General features: G+C 47.3%; 11 protein-coding genes. 9 read left to right on the top strand and 2 right to left on the bottom strand.

From position 1 onward, the window contains the following. Positions 1-132: 132 nt before the first annotated feature. The 7 genes from betB (at position 133) to OIR97_RS11795 (ending at position 9,385) form a co-directional block, all read left to right on the top strand. On the top strand, positions 133-1,599 hold the full coding sequence (gene betB, locus OIR97_RS11825) for a betaine-aldehyde dehydrogenase (protein ID WP_181017952.1): 1,467 nt from the start codon (positions 133-135) through the stop codon (positions 1,597-1,599). A gap of 117 nt (positions 1,600-1,716) precedes the next feature. Beyond that, the gene (locus OIR97_RS11820; RefSeq protein ID WP_169545918.1) at positions 1,717-2,619 is read left to right on the top strand and encodes a DMT family transporter; all 903 of its coding nucleotides are present in this window, start codon (positions 1,717-1,719) and stop codon (positions 2,617-2,619) included. A gap of 139 nt (positions 2,620-2,758) precedes the next feature. Continuing rightward, a complete protein-coding gene (gene argE / locus OIR97_RS11815) occupies positions 2,759-3,925 on the top strand; it encodes an acetylornithine deacetylase (RefSeq protein ID WP_169545917.1) in 1,167 nt (388 codons plus the stop codon). A 144-nt stretch (positions 3,926-4,069) separates the two neighbouring features. Next, positions 4,070-5,665, top strand: a complete 1,596-nt coding sequence (locus OIR97_RS11810) for an ABC transporter substrate-binding protein (RefSeq protein ID WP_169545916.1) — start codon at positions 4,070-4,072, stop codon at positions 5,663-5,665. A 73-nt stretch (positions 5,666-5,738) separates the two neighbouring features. Then, on the top strand, positions 5,739-6,710 hold the full coding sequence (locus tag OIR97_RS11805; RefSeq protein WP_169545915.1) for an ABC transporter permease: 972 nt from the start codon (positions 5,739-5,741) through the stop codon (positions 6,708-6,710). Between the two features lie 5 nt (positions 6,711-6,715). Then, entirely contained in the window at positions 6,716-7,645 is a 930-nt protein-coding gene (locus OIR97_RS11800; protein WP_169545914.1) for an ABC transporter permease, read from the top strand. Between the two features lie 12 nt (positions 7,646-7,657). Beyond that, positions 7,658-9,385 (top strand): ABC transporter ATP-binding protein, encoded by a 1,728-nt coding sequence (locus OIR97_RS11795; protein ID WP_169545913.1) that lies wholly within the window; start codon positions 7,658-7,660, stop codon positions 9,383-9,385. An 85-nt stretch (positions 9,386-9,470) separates the two neighbouring features. On the opposite strand, the gene OIR97_RS11790 is transcribed toward OIR97_RS11795, so the two are convergent. Then, the gene (locus tag OIR97_RS11790; RefSeq protein WP_169545912.1) at positions 9,471-10,553 is read right to left on the bottom strand and encodes a M14 family metallopeptidase; all 1,083 of its coding nucleotides are present in this window, start codon (positions 10,551-10,553) and stop codon (positions 9,471-9,473) included. Positions 10,554-10,667: 114 nt separating this feature from the next. Here OIR97_RS11790 and OIR97_RS11785 point away from each other — a divergent pair, with 114 nt between their 5' ends. Beyond that, positions 10,668-11,702, top strand: a complete 1,035-nt coding sequence (locus OIR97_RS11785) for a glutathione S-transferase family protein (RefSeq protein WP_267177717.1) — start codon at positions 10,668-10,670, stop codon at positions 11,700-11,702. Positions 11,703-11,708: 6 nt separating this feature from the next. On the opposite strand, the gene OIR97_RS11780 is transcribed toward OIR97_RS11785, so the two are convergent. Continuing rightward, positions 11,709-13,916 carry a PAS domain S-box protein gene (locus OIR97_RS11780; RefSeq protein WP_169545910.1) on the bottom strand — a complete coding sequence of 736 codons (2,208 nt, stop codon included), beginning with the start codon at positions 13,914-13,916 and terminating at the stop codon, positions 11,709-11,711. A 245-nt stretch (positions 13,917-14,161) separates the two neighbouring features. Here OIR97_RS11780 and OIR97_RS11775 point away from each other — a divergent pair, with 245 nt between their 5' ends. After that, positions 14,162-15,190 carry a YeiH family protein gene (locus tag OIR97_RS11775; protein ID WP_169545909.1) on the top strand — a complete coding sequence of 343 codons (1,029 nt, stop codon included), beginning with the start codon at positions 14,162-14,164 and terminating at the stop codon, positions 15,188-15,190. The last annotated feature ends 154 nt before the right edge of the window (positions 15,191-15,344 follow it).

The raw sequence follows: 15,344 nt of genomic DNA, 5'->3' as shown, positions 1-15,344 counted from the left end.
TGGGTCGCTGGCCGCATATTGGGCAAATCCCAACTAGGATAAATTCTCTGGGTAAACTTGTGCCACTGGTTCAAGTCTGTTTTATATACGGCAAATCAAATTGAAATGACGGCAACCCAAAAAGGAAATGATATGGGTAACCCAGCGGAAATTCCGCTTTATATCAACGGTCAGGGTGTTGCAGCGCTGACAGAAGAAACTTTTGAAAATATCAACCCCGCGACGGGTGAGGTTCTTGCCCGGGTACATCGGGGCGGTAAACAGGACGTCGATATTGCAGTCGCAGCGGCTCAGGCAGCCTTTGAAACCTGGTCCCGGATGCCCGGCATTGAGCGGGGGCGCGTGCTGCTTCGGGCCGCAGATATTATGCGCAAAAATCGCGATGAACTTGCCATGCTGGAAGTACTGGATACGGGAAAACCAATTTCAGAAACGCCTTATGCCGATGTAGATAGTGCCATCGATGCGCTGGAATATTTCGGCGGTCTTGCCGCCGATATAAAAGGCGAGCATTTGGATCTGGGGGAAGGTGCATTTGCTTATACAATTCGCGAACCACTGGGGGTTTGCGCAGGCATCGGCGCATGGAATTATCCTTTACAGATTGCGACCTGGAAATCTGCGCCTGCGCTTGCCGCGGGCAATTCAATGATATTCAAACCGTCCGAGCTAACCCCAACAAATGCGATGCGCCTGGCCGAAATTTATTCTGAGGCAGGAGTGCCCGACGGCGTGTTTAATGTGGTACATGGCTTTGGGAAAACCGGTCATCATTTGGCTTGCCATCCGGGTATTGCCAAGGTTTCCTTCACTGGGTCGGTGCCCACTGGACGCAAAGTACTTGAAGATGCGGCCGGAACAGTAAAGCATGTTACAATGGAATTGGGCGGTAAATCGCCCTTGATCATTTTTGATGATGCACAGCTTTACAACGCAGTTTCAGCGGCTATGAATGCCAACTTTTACAGTCAGGGCGAAGTGTGCTCCAACGGAACCCGCGTGTTTGTTCACGAGGCTGTCTATGAAGAATTTATCGCATTGCTTAAGATTCGAACCGAAGCCATGGTGATCGGTGATCCGCGCGAGTCATCAACGCAGGTGGGGGCAATGATCAATCCTGACCATGCGGCGAAGGTTATGGAATATATCCGATTGGGTATCGAGGAAGGGGCGTATCTGGTCACCGGCGGTGAAAAGGTGACTGTTCCCGGTTGCGAAGAGGGCGCCTTCATTTCGCCGGCTGTTTTTTCAGCCACCCAGGACGATATGCGGATTTGCCGGGAAGAGATTTTTGGTCCGGTCATGTCAGTTCTATCGTTTAGGGATGAAGACGAGGTGATCGCGCGGGCCAATGAAACCGAATTTGGTCTGGCAGCCGGTGTTTTTACCCAAAACCTGTCTTTGGCGCACAGGGTTGTGCGGAAGTTGAAAGCCGGAAGTTGCTGGATTAATAATTATAACCTGACACCGGTGGGTGTCCCATTTGGTGGCAGTAAACAATCCGGCATTGGTCGGGAAAACTGTGCCGCCGCACTAGACCATTTTACAGAATTGAAAAGCGTCTATGTCGAACTTGGCGATGTGGAATGCGATTACTGATTCTGCTTGATGACACCCTCTTTGGAAACTCTGCATAGGGGGTATGCATTGGTGGCATTTGACAGATGCCACCAAAATGGTTCTCACTTCCTGTTCAACTATGGTGAGTGAGGACAAATGGAAGCTTGGATACTGATAACGGTTTGTGCCGCGTTTTTTCAAAACATTCGGACGGCCTTACAGAAATATCTTAAAGGCCGGTTGAGTACAGGTGGCGCAACTTATGTCCGCTTTATTTTCGGTTTTCCCTTTGCACTTGTTTATATTGTTTTTCTTGTTAAAGGCAGCGGATATACGCTGCCAACTGTTAATGTAGAATTCACCGCATATGTGATCATTGGCGGCTTGGCACAGATCATTGCAACCGCCTTGCTTGTTGCCCTGTTCAGTTTGAAGAATTTTGCTGTTGGAACGACATATTCAAAAACAGAAACCGTACAGGCGGCTATTTTCGGACTGGTTCTGCTGGGCGATGCACTCAGCACCGCGGCTGTAATCGCAATCACCATTAGTTTTGTTGGAATAATACTGATCTCTGCGTCGGGTGCCCATCTGACAGCGAAGGAGGTGTTGCTGGGCTGGACGGGTAAACCCGCTTTATATGGCCTTTTGTCCGGTGGTTTCTTCGGTGTCTCTGCAGTGGCCTATCGGGCCGGTGCCCTGGCATTGTCCGGCGAGGATGCGTTTATCAGCGCTGCGATGACGCTGGTCTGTGTTCTGGGATTTCAAACGGTTGTCATGACAGTGTATCTGGTCTTCTTTGAAAAAGGGCAATTGCAGGCTGTCATGAAAGCCTGGAAAGTTGCAATTTGGGTCGGGGTTACCGGCATGGCCGGATCGGTTGGCTGGTTCACGGCAATGGCCATGCAAAATGCAGCTTATGTGCGTGCCGTTGGTCAAATTGAGTTGGTGTTCACATTTATTATTTCCTATTTTTATTTTAAAGAAAAAACGAATAAAGTCGAGGCGGCGGGTATCCTTTTGATCGTATTTGGTATTTTGATCTTCGTTCTCAAATAACCGAAAATAATGCTGATATATTTTGTAAAATTAATGTCATATTTTCGGGATCAGAATGTCATTTTGTCTTTACAGCCCCTCTGGCATGTATAGAGTTCCCAACTTCAGTGGATATCAAACATTCTAAAGGAGAGCTCCTGTGGCTACCCAAGTAACGCCAATTGAGATGATTGAAAAGCTCATTAGCTTTGATACGGTTTCCCGCAATTCAAACCTCGATCTCATAGATTATGTCGCAGATTATCTGGCGGAATATGGCGTTAAATCCCAGAAGATTTTCAACGATGAAGGAACAAAAGCCAACCTTTTAGCGACTGTCGGGCCGGACGTTGAGGGCGGTATCGTTTTATCCGGGCACACGGATGTTGTACCTGTCGACGGCCAGCCTTGGGATACTGATCCGTTCACGGTTGTCGAAAAAGACGGAAAATTATACGGGCGCGGCACGTCTGATATGAAAAGCTTTTCTGCCATTGCGTTGTCTTTGGTGCCTGAAATGCTGGAAAAAGGGATTAAAAAGCCGATTCACTTCGCACTGTCATATGACGAAGAAATCGGCTGCCTCGGTTCACCTCGCATGATTGAAGAGTTTGTGAAGCAGGACAAGAAACCACGGGCCGTGGTTGTTGGCGAGCCCACCATGATGGATATTGTGACAGCGCACAAAGGGATCGTTGGGCTGAAAACCAAGATCGTTGGCAAAGAAGCGCATTCCAGTCTTGTCGAAGATGGTGTGAGTGCGGTGATGACAGGCGCGCGCCTTGTCAGCTTCATTGCCGATATGATGGCTGAAAATAAAGAAAAAGCCGATCAGAACAGCGCTTACGCGCCATCTCCGGGTTATACGACGTTGCATGTTGGTGTTATGAACGGCGGAACCGCAATGAACATTATTTCCCGCGAGTGTGAATTCGTCTGGGATATTCGCTATGTTTCGGAAGACAATCCTCAGGATTTCATTGACCGGTTCAATGCTTATTGTGAGAACGAATTGTTGCCTGCGATGAAAGCGGTGGATCCGGAATGTTCTATTTCCACCGAGGTCATTTCCTCAACACCAGCCTTGGCACCTGAAAAAGAAGGGGAAGCCGAGATGCTGTGTAAATCCATTACAGGAAAAAATGATACTTTGGCAGTTTCTTATGCTGCTGAAGCCGGACAATTCCAGGAAGCCGGATTCTCCACTGTTATTTGTGGACCGGGTTCGATCGGCATCGCTCATCAGCCAAATGAATATATTGAACTATCGCAGGTAAAAGCCTCTGAACAGTTTATTCATAAGCTGATTGACGAGTTGGCGAAGTAACGAAGATTGCCTGTCAGGATAGACAGGCTGGTTCGTATTGTTTACTGTCGCTAGCAATCTTGTCTTACATCTTGGGAAATAAGGCAGGGAACACCCACAATCGGGTAAGAAATTATGTAACTAAAGTCAAAAGGGAGACTTTTTATGAAATTGCGTCATGGATTAATGGCAGCGGCAGCTGCAGCAGCGATTGCGCTTGCTGCACCAGTTGCTAAAGCCGAAACATTCAAATATGCATTTCAGGGGAACCTGAGCTCGCTCGACCCGCAATCTTTGAACGAAACATTTTTGCTTGTCACACTGACAAACATCTATGAAGGCCTTGTCCTATATGATGACAATCTGGGCGTTGTGCCAGGATTGGCTGAGTCATGGGAAACAATCGAGCCAACAAAATGGAAATTCAACCTTCGCAAAGGCGTGAAATTCCATAACGGTAACGATTTCACTGCACAGGACGTTGTTTTCACATGGAAACGTGCGCTGACTGAAGGTTCTGACCAGAAAGTCCGTGCGTCTAAAATCAAAAACATTGAGATCGTTGATGATTATACAGTAATCATTGAAACGCCTGCGCCAAACCCAATTCTGACTGCTGATCTGGTTTATATCATGATCATGGACAAAGAATGGGCCGAAGCCAATAACGCTTTGGAAGCAACAAGTGCTTCAGCGGATAACACCAGCAATTTTGCAAACCTGAATGCCAATGGTACAGGTCCTTTCAAAGTTGTTGACCACAAAGCTGATATCAAAACGACATTTGAACGCAACGATGCTTATTGGCAGGACATTCCTTCCAACGTAACCAAAGTTGAATTCACACCAATTAAAGAAGCTGCTACTCGTGTTGCTGCTCTGATTTCTGGTGAGTTGGATCTGGTTTACCCAATTCCAGTACAGGATTGGAAACGTCTTGACGAAGCAAAAGGCGTGAAAGCGCTTGCTGGTCCAGAAGCCCGCACAATCTTCCTGGGTATGGATCAGGGCCGTGATGAGCTTCTGTATTCAAACATCAAAGGCAAAAACCCGTTCAAGGATATTCGTGTCCGTCAGGCATTTGCCCATGCATTGAACCTTGACGCGATCAAGAAAAAAGTGATGCGCGGTGCAGCGACGCCTTCTGGTCTGATGGTTGCCCCACAGATCAATGGTCATGTTCCTGAACTGAACACACCTTATGCATATGATCCTGCGAAATCAAAAGCGTTGCTTGCTGAAGCGGGTTACCCAGATGGTTTTGAAGTGACAATGGATTGCCCGAACAACCGCTATGTCAATGACGAGAAAATTTGTCAGGCAGCTGTTTCCATGCTGGCAAAAGTTGGTGTTAAAGTGAACCTTCTGGCTCAGCCAAAATCCAAGTATTTTGGTAAAGTTCTGGCAACAGGTGGCTTCGATACAAGCTTCTACCTGCTGGGTTGGACACCGGGTACAATGGACAGTGAAAACGTTCTGTCTTCATTGCTTTCCTGTCAGAATAAAGAAACCAAAACAGGTCTCTTTAATCTTGGTAACTACTGTAACGCAAAAGTGGACGAGCTAACTGTAAAAGTAGGTTCTGAAACGGATCAGGCAAAACGGAATGCCATGATCAAGGAAGCGTTCCAGATCGTTAAAGATGAAGTCGGCTACCTGCCTCTTCATCAGCAGCCTCTATCTTGGGGTGTGAGCGATCGTGTGATGGTAAATCAGCGCGCTGATAACGGACTTGACTTCCGTTATGTCCTCGTCAACTAAGACGGTATCGTTGAGGGCCTGCAATAATTCTGCAGGCCCTTTTATTTATTTGTAAATTTAATCTTTAGAAACCATGGTCTCATTCCTTTTTAAGCGATTGATGCAGTCTGTCATTGTAATGTTTACAGTGGCACTCATCGCCTTTTCCATGTTTCGGTTTGTCGGTGACCCAATCAACAACATGGTGGGTCAGGATACTTCTGAACAGGAACGTATCGAACTTCGCGAACGGCTCGGTCTTAATGACCCTGTGCCTATTCAGTTTGGCAATTTCATTTTGAACGCAGTTCAAGGTGATTTTGGTCGGTCTTACAAATATCAGGTGCCTGTCAGCGACCTGATTTTCGCCCGTATGCCCGCAACGCTGGAGTTAGCATTCGTTTCAGCTATTCTCGCCCTTGCGATTGGTATTCCAATGGGTGTGTATACTGCGCTTAAGCGAAACGGGATCCTTTCAAAGTTTATTATGACCCTTTCCTTGGTTGGTGTGTCTTTGCCGCCTTTCCTTATTGGTATTCTTTTGATCCTGGTATTCGGTGTGATTTTTCGGTGGCTGCCGACATTTGGTCGCGGTGATGTCATTGAATTCACAACCTGGAGTACCGGTTTCCTGACAGCCTCTGGACTGAAATCACTTATTTTGCCGTCGATCACGCTTGCCCTGTTCCAGATGACATTGATTATGCGTTTGGTCCGGGCCGAAATGCTGGAAGTTTTGCGGACGGATTTTGTGAAGTTTGCCCGCGCACGCGGACTGCCCGATCGTCTGGTGAATTTCAAGCATGCGCTTAAAAATACACTGGTCCCCGTTATTACCATCACTGGTTTGCAGCTGGGTTCACTGATCGCGTTCGCTATTATTACAGAAAGCGTGTTTCAATGGCCGGGCATGGGGCTTCTATTCATTCAGGCTATTGCAGATGTGGATATTCCCATCATGGCAGCCTATCTGGTGTTGATTGCCTTCTTCTTCGTTCTGATCAATATGATCGTCGATGTTCTTTATTATGCCGTAGACCCACGTCTGCGTTCTGACGACGAGTAAGTGTGATGGAAAAATCAGTCGAAAAATCTCGCTTTGAGCGATTCCTGGACAGCGATGTCTGGCATAGTTTTAAATCCAGCCCTGTTGCTGTCTGTTCGTCGATCGTAACGCTCGTTATTATTCTGGGTGCAACTTTTGCCCCTTTTCTGGCGCCGCATGATCCGTTTGACCTTGCTGTTATCGATATTATGGATTCCAGCCTTCCCCCGTCATGGTCCGAAGAAGGGGACCCACGGTTTCTTCTTGGTACTGACGATCAGGGACGCGATATTCTTTCCACCATCATGCATGGTGCCCGGATTTCTTTATTCGTTGGCTTTGCCTCTGTTGTTTTCTCGATGATCATTGGTATTACAGCCGGTTTGGTAAGTGGATATGTCGGCGGACGAACGGACGCTTTTATTATGCGTATAGCTGATATCCAGCTTTCATTTCCTGCCATTCTCATTGCACTGTTGATTGACGGTGTTGCACGGGGCATCGTGCCGAGTGAGATGCACGAGGATGTTGCTGTGTATGTTCTGGTCTTTGCGATCGGGATTTCTGGCTGGGTGCAATACGCCCGGACGGTCCGTGGATCAACTCTTGTCGAAAAAGGCAAGGAATATGTGCAGGCGGCCCGCGTCATTGGTATTCGTCCCGGCACGATCTTGCGGCGGCATATTTTGCCGAATGTAATGGGGCCGGTTATGGTGATTGCAACCATCCATCTGGCTGTTGCGATTATTACGGAAGCAACACTTTCATTTCTGGGCGTGGGCGTACCGCCAACGACACCTTCCTTGGGGACGATGATCCGGATCGGGAATGAGTATCTGTTTTCTGGCGAATGGTGGATCACTATTTTCCCAGGGGCAGCATTGGTTATTTTGGTTTTGGCGGTGAATTTGCTGGGTGACTGGCTTCGTGACGCCCTGAACCCGAAATTGCGCTAAGGAGGCAGTAATATGGATTTGTTAAACATTGAAGACCTCCACATCGAATTTCCAAGCCGCCGGGGAACTGTTGAGGCTGTAAAAGGCGTCAGTCTTCTGGTCCGCCCGGGTGAAGTCCTTGGTGTTGTCGGCGAGTCAGGTGCCGGAAAGTCAACGATTGGTAATGCGGTTATCGGTCTTCTGGAAGCACCTGGCAGAATGTCAGGCGGGAATGTTTACCTTAAAGGTGAACAGATTAACAACCTGTCGGAAGAAGCGAAGCGTAAGATCCGTGGTCGCCGTATCGGCATGATTTTTCAGGATCCCCTCACATCGCTGGATCCGCTGCAGACGGTCGAGCAGCAGCTCGTGGAAACTATTGAGCTTCACTTGCAGTTGGGCAACGAAAAATCAAAAGAACGGGCTGTTGATTTGTTACGTCAGGTTGGTATTCCCAATCCTGAACAGCGGATCAAACATTATCCGCATCAGTTTTCAGGGGGGATGCGCCAGCGCGTTGTGATTGCTTTGGCACTATGCGCTGAACCAGAAGTCATTATTGCAGACGAGCCGACCACTGCGTTGGACGTGTCCATTCAGGCCCAGATTCTTGAATTAATGCGTAAGCTTTGTCAGGAAAAACAGGTTGGCATGCTGATCATTACCCATGACATGGGTGTTATTGCAGATATTACAGACAGGGTTGCTGTGATGTATCGCGGTAACCTGGTGGAAGAGGGAACGACCGAGAAGATCCTCGGTGATCCAGACCATCCTTATACGAAAAGTCTGATTAGTGCGGTTCCGCGCCCAGACATCCGTCTGAAGCGTTTCCCGATGGTGGATTACATCGAGAAGGAAGAAGATCGTAAAAAGCTGCTGGACATTTCCACTCACTGGTTGGGTCAGACACGTGACTTTGATGCTGTTTCAGGATCACTTGTCGAGGTGAAAGATCTGGTCATGACATTTGTGACCAAACAGGCGATGTTGAAGAAAAACCGGCAAACTTTCAATGCTGTTGACGGTGTGTCTTTTGACATCAAGCAAGGCGAGGTTTTCGGACTTGTTGGCGAAAGCGGTAGTGGTAAATCGACCGTTGCCCGCATGATTTCGGGTTTATATAAGCCTGCGGCGGGCGCTATCGAGTTCGGCGGAACGGACCTGACAAAGATCAAGTCGGAAAAAGAACTGGATTACTATCGCCGTCAGATGCAGATGATTTTCCAGGACCCATTTTCTTCACTTAATGGCAGAATGCGGGTTCTGGATATTGTTGCCGAACCAATCCGTTTTCATAAGCTCGCCTCGTCCAATCGGGAAGTAGAGCAGATTGTTATGGATTTGCTTGACCATGTCGGGTTGGGCGCTCAGGCGGCCGTTCGTTTTCCACATGAGTTTTCAGGCGGTCAGCGTCAACGGATTTCAATTGCCCGGGCTCTGGCCACGCGGCCTCGTTTCCTGATCTGTGACGAGCCAACATCTGCATTGGACGTGTCCATTCAGGCCCAGATCCTTAACCTGCTGAAAGATCTTCAGGAAGAGCTGGGATTGACAATGCTGTTCATCAGTCATGATTTGCCTGTCATTCGCCAAATGTGTGATCGGGTTGGCGTGATGAAGACGGGACAACTTGTGGAGATTGCAGAGACTGAAGCTCTCTTTAAGAACCCACAGGCCCCTTATTCACAGGAATTGCTGTCGTTGATGCCGAAGCTGGATAAGCTTTCCCATAAAGGGCTTGAAGTTGAAAGCACTTGAGCTGAAAAATGAAGCATGAAAAAAGGGGCCAACGGCCCCTTTTTTTGTCGAAAATTCGGATCGGCGGTGTTGCCCGCCTGCGAGTCTATGAACTGGCCAGACCTTTGAGCGCCTTCGAAACAGTTTCGTGGCCCCGTTGCCAGATTTTGGCTTTCCACTCATCAGTATCGCAGTAAAACGCGTCCCGGACCTGCTTTTTGATTTTCTTTCCCAGATCAGAATTGATGTCGCCGTGGATATAAAGCCAGTTATCCGCGCGAAGGGCATCCAGAACATCCAGTACTGGCACTGTGCCATATTCCAGTGCAATACACGTATGGACGGCGTCTGGTGCGCTTTGCGCATACCCTATGTCGATGGTTCCTTCGACAATTGCGGAACTTGAGGATCCATCCGCAGGGGAAGTGATTTCGTTATCATACCAGGTCTTTGCCCGATCAATCCCACTTGGGTCGCCAATATAAATCAGTTCACCATACCCGTTTGGTCCGAGGCCCGTGTGAAAATCAATGATAGCAACATGTTCACATTGTTTTGCGTGCTCACTCACCACAGAACGAAGGGTAACATTGCTCCAGGCAGCGGCCTTTCCGCCGTAGAAAATGCCTTGTTCATTCACATGCTGACCGCCGGAAACAGCAGACTGATAAGTAAACAGATCGTTTTCAGCTATATAGGCCTCAATGGCCTTTTCTGAATTTGCACGGGCAGGTCCATCCCAATCCAGTGGCAGAACCATATCATGCACGGCTTTGTAGGCCTGATTATCCGGCAGGGGCTTGGAGTAATCCCGGAAATTCCTGTTCAGGTCAATATTATGTTCATTTACGCGGCGGACATGTGAAAACCCATACGGATTGATGGCATGTATCAGGACAACAGCGGTGTCCTCTGGAAGGTCTGCAAAAAATCCTTCTTGCAGGAGGCCGACTTGAATACCCGAACCACAAAATCCTTCGCCGCCATGGGTTGCGCAACTTAAAAACAGTATTTTCGAAGCGGACGGACTACCAAACCGGGCAACATCCATGTAAAGATCCTCTCCTTCAGCACCTTTCGCTTGGTCATTCAGATGGCTTGTGACTTCAAGTCCACGTGCATTGCAGGCATCGATAAATGCTTGGCGAGCTTGGGTGTAGGTCGCTGAAAAATAATCGGATACTGGCATTCTTGGCGGCTCCTTTAATTGGTGTTTTCGGTTTATATCAAACAATCCGATATCCTGCATTAAATTTGCACTTTCAGACCGAAAACTATTCTAATAAGCTATTGGAAAATGGGGATGCCTGAAAAAAACAAGGAAAAACAAATGCAACAGGATAAATACATCATCTATGGATCCGAGTATTCGCCTTTTTCAGTGAAGGTAAGATCCTATCTTCGCTATAAGAACATTGATCATGAATGGCGTCCACGAACACAGGATAATTTTGATGAATTTCAGGCTTTGGCAAAGCTGCCATTAATCCCGCTCGTGCAATGTCCCGATGGTACAGTGCTGCAAGACAGTACGCCAATAATTGAAAAACTGGAAGAAAGACATCCCGACAAACCGATTATTCCAGACTCGCCTGAAATGGCGTTTATTTCGTCAATGCTTGAAGAATATGCAGATGAATGGGGCAACAAGCCGATGTTCCATTATCGCTGGTGGCGGGATGAAGATCAGATTGCAGTCTCAAAGGGACTGGCTGACAATATTGCGCCGAACGCCGTGGAAGAAGACCGGCAAAAGCTGGCAGATCAGTTGCGAAAAAGAATGGTACCACGATTAAGTTTTGTCGGATCTTCAGAACAGAACAAAGACCTGATCGAACGCTCGCTGAAAGAGGCGCTGCTCTTGTTGGAAAAGCATCTGGATGGCCGGGCATTTGTTCTGGGAGGACATCCAACGCTGGCAGATTTTGGCCTGTTCTGCCAGCTGTATGGCTGTACACAGCAACCGACCACTTTAGAAATAATGACGGCATTCCCTAACATACTTGACTGGATAAATCGTATGTTGGACCCCAAAGCGGAGGGAGAGTTGGAGCCGTGGGAGCGCCTCCAATCCACGTTGCAACCGTTTATTGTCTCTCAGGTTAGAGAATTATACCTGCCGTGGGCGACAGCAAATGCACAGGCCCTGAAAGCAGAAGAACACAGCTTCTCGGTCACCTTAAAGGGGAGTCGCTTCACACAGGACCCAATGAAATATACGGCGCGATCATTGCACGCGTTGAAAGGAAAGTTTGCCAGACTTGAACAGCGTTCGCGGTTGGAACAAATCCTTCTGGAAACCGATTGTCTGGCTTTTATTGTGGCGGAGAGTTGGTAGGCCTGATCAGATCTCGATCGCTTCTCTGATTTTTTCAGCCAATTCTCTTTTGCGAAATGGTTTGTTCAGCAGAAGTGATGACTCTCCGATTTCGGGGTGGGCGTCCAGCGCGTTTTGAGTATATCCGGACATAAAGAGAACGCTCAGATTTGGTTTAATTTCCCGAGCTTTTTGCGCGACTTCGGGTCCGCGCAACCCACCGGGAAGAACGACATCTGAAAGAAGAAGGTCAATTTTGCTTTCAGAATTGATTACTTCCAAAGCGGAATGTCCGTCATGGGCTTGCTTGACATTGTATCCCAAGCTTTTTAGTTGCAGGACTGTCAGTTCTCGAACGTCAGGATCGTCCTCAAGGACAAGAATTGTTTCATTTCCGGTTTGTGGTTGCTGTTCTTCCATTTCGTCTATCTTCTCCACAATATCTTCGTTCGCTCGGGGTAGAAATAGTTTGACGCTCGTCCCTATATTCTCTTCACTATAGATAGAAACATGGCCACCCGATTGTTTTACGAAACCATAAATCATACTTAAGCCCAAACCGGTGCCTTCGCCAACAGGTTTCGTCGTGAAAAATGGCTCGAACACACGGTCAAGAATGTCCCGTGGCATACCTTGTCCATTATCAGACACAGAAATTAGGAGATATTCGCCAGGGGCAACGTCATGTTCTTTTTCAAAGGTAAACTCATCCACCAATGTGTTCGAAATAACAATTGTTAGACGGCCGGCTCTACCTTTGACATGTTGCAGGGAATCTCTAGAATTAATTGCCAGGTTAAGGATAGCGTTCTCAAGTTGCCCTTGGTCAACTTTACACTTCCACAAGTCGTTATCATACTGGGTTTCAACAAGAATATTTTCGCCCAAAACACGTTTGAGCATGCCTGCCATATTGTCCACCAGTGCCGGGATGTCGGTGACGGTCGGATTAAGCATCTGCTTTCTGGAAAACGCCAATAACCGTCTGGTGAGTTCTGCTCCGCGCGCGGCGGCCGACATCAACGTGCGCAAATAGGATTGTTCATCCGCATCATCGGGAAGCTTTTCTTCAAGAAGTTCAGCATTGCCCAGGACAACTGCGAGAAGGTTGTTAAAGTCATGGGCGACCCCACCCGTGAGTTCACCAACGGCTCGCATTTTTTCTGATTGCCTGAGCTGTTCTTCACTTTTTGCAAGGGCGAGTTCAGATTTTTTACGTTCAGAAATATCTTCCATAGTCGCGGCGATGTATTTCTGTGAATGCCTTTCCAGATAAAAGTACCAAACCTGAACAGGGATGAGACTGCCATCTTTATGGATAACTTCTTTTTCAAAGGGGTGCAGTCTTTTGTTTCGTTCCAAAAGGTGGATTTGAAGGCTTTCCTGTTCATAAAAGTCTTTGGGTGTAACGTCCCAAAGGCTCATTTTTGTCAGCTCTTCACTGCTATATCCTAAGATACGCGCGAAGGCCGGATTGACGTCCACAAATTCTCCGTTCGTGTGCTTTAGCGCCAGACCAATCGGAGACTTTTCGAACAGCATGCGGTTATATTCTTCACTTTCTCGCAGGGCGAGGTAGGACTTTTCAATGTTGCGCTGCATAAGGTTCAGGGCGGAGACAACATCGTCCAGTTCATCCGGGTTTTCCGGGTTGTTTTTTCGTTGTAGTTTCAGTGCTGGCTGATTGGCGTCAAATTTCAAATTTTGAGCAAAATTTGACAAAGTCAGAAGATGCCGGGAAATCTGATACTGAAAGATAATCAACAGAAAACTGGCAAACAAAAAAATCACGACCGCATTGCTGCCCAGAATAACGACAGCGCGGCTTTGTAGATTTGCGAAAACCTGATTTAGGCCCGCAACAACCGTCAGGGTTCCCAGATTAAAGGATTGGCCATTATTTTCCAAAACAAGTGGGAAGGATTTTTTTATGGTTCGTTCAGAGCGAACAACACCATCATTCCAGCGGGCAGTGCCATCATCTGATATTGTGGCGAACTCTATATTGTCAGTGTTGACCAGACTTTTTAGATGCAAAATGATTTGTTCTTCGTCTAAAACCCAGACGTTGTGAGTTAGATTAGGGAGGCGGGTTTCCTGAATATCCTCAAAATCGGCATTGATTTCCTCAATATTGTTCAGGTAGTCGACATAGAGTTGGACACCAGTACTCAACAAAGTGACAATTAAGCTGAAACCGACGATCGAGAGTATGAGCTTCTTTGCAACCGTCATCCGAAAAAACCTATAATCAAAGAGTTTTACATTTATGATTTGAATAACTTAATCAAGTGTTCTTGTTTTGAATACTAATCCTTATTGAGTAGTTGTTCAAATGCCAATATTGTTTTCATATCTTAATATTAGATAAATGTTTAAATGCGCGGCGTCCAATCAAATAAATTGGCCCTAGCCAATAGCTATGTTAAGACCGCAGAAGTTATAGCAGTACAAATGAAATCAGGGAGGGGTGTGGGCGCATGAAATCCCAGCTTGTGAAAAAAGGGGCTGTAAACGAAGCCGTTTCCTGGAGTAAGGACGCTTTTCCTGGCGTTCTGGTATGCATCACAATTGGAATGGCGGCGTCTTTTTTAAACGACCATTATGGCGGCCCCGTCATGCTTTTTGCGCTCCTTTTGGGAATGGCGTTTCATTTTCTGTCCGAAGAAGGGGTCTGCGTTCGCGGGATTGAGGTTGCCTCTAAATCCATACTCCGTCTCGGGGTTGCCCTTTTGGGCGCGCGAATTACCTTCGATCAGATTGTTGGATTAGGTGAATACACGATCATTGGCGTTATTCTGGCCATTGCTGCAACAATAATCTTTGGATGGGGCATGGCTCAAATTCTTGGATTGAAAAAAACCCAGGGTTTGCTCTCCGGTGGGGCCGTGGCTATTTGTGGTGCCTCTGCCGCACTGGCGTTATCAGCCGTGATGCCGAAAAACAAATATTCAGAAAATAATACAATTGTGACCGTTGTTGCCGTTACAACACTAAGCACGATTGCAATGGTGCTGTATCCGTTGATCGCCCAAAAAGCGGGGCTCGACAGTGTCGAGGCTGGCGTGTTTTTAGGCGGCACCATTCATGATGTAGCGCAGGTTGTTGGGGCCGGATACAGTGTTTCGACCGAAACAGGGGATGTCAGTACAATTGTGAAGCTTCTTCGAGTGGCGACCCTGGTCCCTGTCGTTTTGATCTTCAGTCTTCTTTTCGCGCAAAAAAACCGATCCGAAAAAACAATGAGCAAAGCGGGTCTGCTGCCTCCTATATTTTTGGTGGGGTTCGTTGTGTTTGTGGTCTTTAATAGTTTTAATTTGATTCCGCCCACCGTCACGGATGGCCTGAAAACTTTGTCCAGTGCCTGTCTGGTAACCGCAATCGCCGGTTTGGGGATGAAAACCTCTTTGCGGGAAATTGCCAAAGTCGGATGGCCGATTGTCATTCTTGTCATTTCCGAGACAATTTTCATTGCCCTGTTCATTTTCGCGTTGGTTCAGTTTTCCTGACCTAAGCAAAGGTTCATAAAACGCTCTTCGTGTTTTGGGCAGATGAATTTAAAGGTTGTATATCTCGCATATTTCTGACGAAATAAAAGACGGGTGTTTGACGAAAAGAATATGCGGACACCAGAAAACAGCCAAAGAAGATAGGGAGACTAAC

This window comes from Sneathiella aquimaris (assembly GCF_026409565.1).
GTDB lineage: Bacteria > Pseudomonadota > Alphaproteobacteria > Sneathiellales > Sneathiellaceae > Sneathiella > Sneathiella aquimaris.
This window is presented reverse-complemented; position numbering and strand designations above follow the sequence as displayed.

Excerpts from the sequence above, each read along its gene's own strand:
- OIR97_RS11805 (WP_169545915.1), top strand. The coding sequence starts at position 5,739 with ATGGTCTCATTCCTTTTTAAGCGATTGATGCAGTCTGTCATTGTAATG.
- OIR97_RS11810 (WP_169545916.1), top strand. The coding sequence starts at position 4,070 with ATGAAATTGCGTCATGGATTAATGGCAGCGGCAGCTGCAGCAGCGATT.
- betB (WP_181017952.1), top strand. The coding sequence starts at position 133 with ATGGGTAACCCAGCGGAAATTCCGCTTTATATCAACGGTCAGGGTGTT.
- OIR97_RS11775 (WP_169545909.1), top strand. The coding sequence starts at position 14,162 with ATGAAATCCCAGCTTGTGAAAAAAGGGGCTGTAAACGAAGCCGTTTCC.
- OIR97_RS11800 (WP_169545914.1), top strand. The coding sequence starts at position 6,716 with ATGGAAAAATCAGTCGAAAAATCTCGCTTTGAGCGATTCCTGGACAGC.
- OIR97_RS11780 (WP_169545910.1), bottom strand. The coding sequence starts at position 13,916 with ATGACGGTTGCAAAGAAGCTCATACTCTCGATCGTCGGTTTCAGCTTA.
- OIR97_RS11790 (WP_169545912.1), bottom strand. The coding sequence starts at position 10,553 with ATGCCAGTATCCGATTATTTTTCAGCGACCTACACCCAAGCTCGCCAA.
- OIR97_RS11820 (WP_169545918.1), top strand. The coding sequence starts at position 1,717 with ATGGAAGCTTGGATACTGATAACGGTTTGTGCCGCGTTTTTTCAAAAC.
- OIR97_RS11785 (WP_267177717.1), top strand. The coding sequence starts at position 10,668 with ATGCCTGAAAAAAACAAGGAAAAACAAATGCAACAGGATAAATACATC.
- OIR97_RS11795 (WP_169545913.1), top strand. The coding sequence starts at position 7,658 with ATGGATTTGTTAAACATTGAAGACCTCCACATCGAATTTCCAAGCCGC.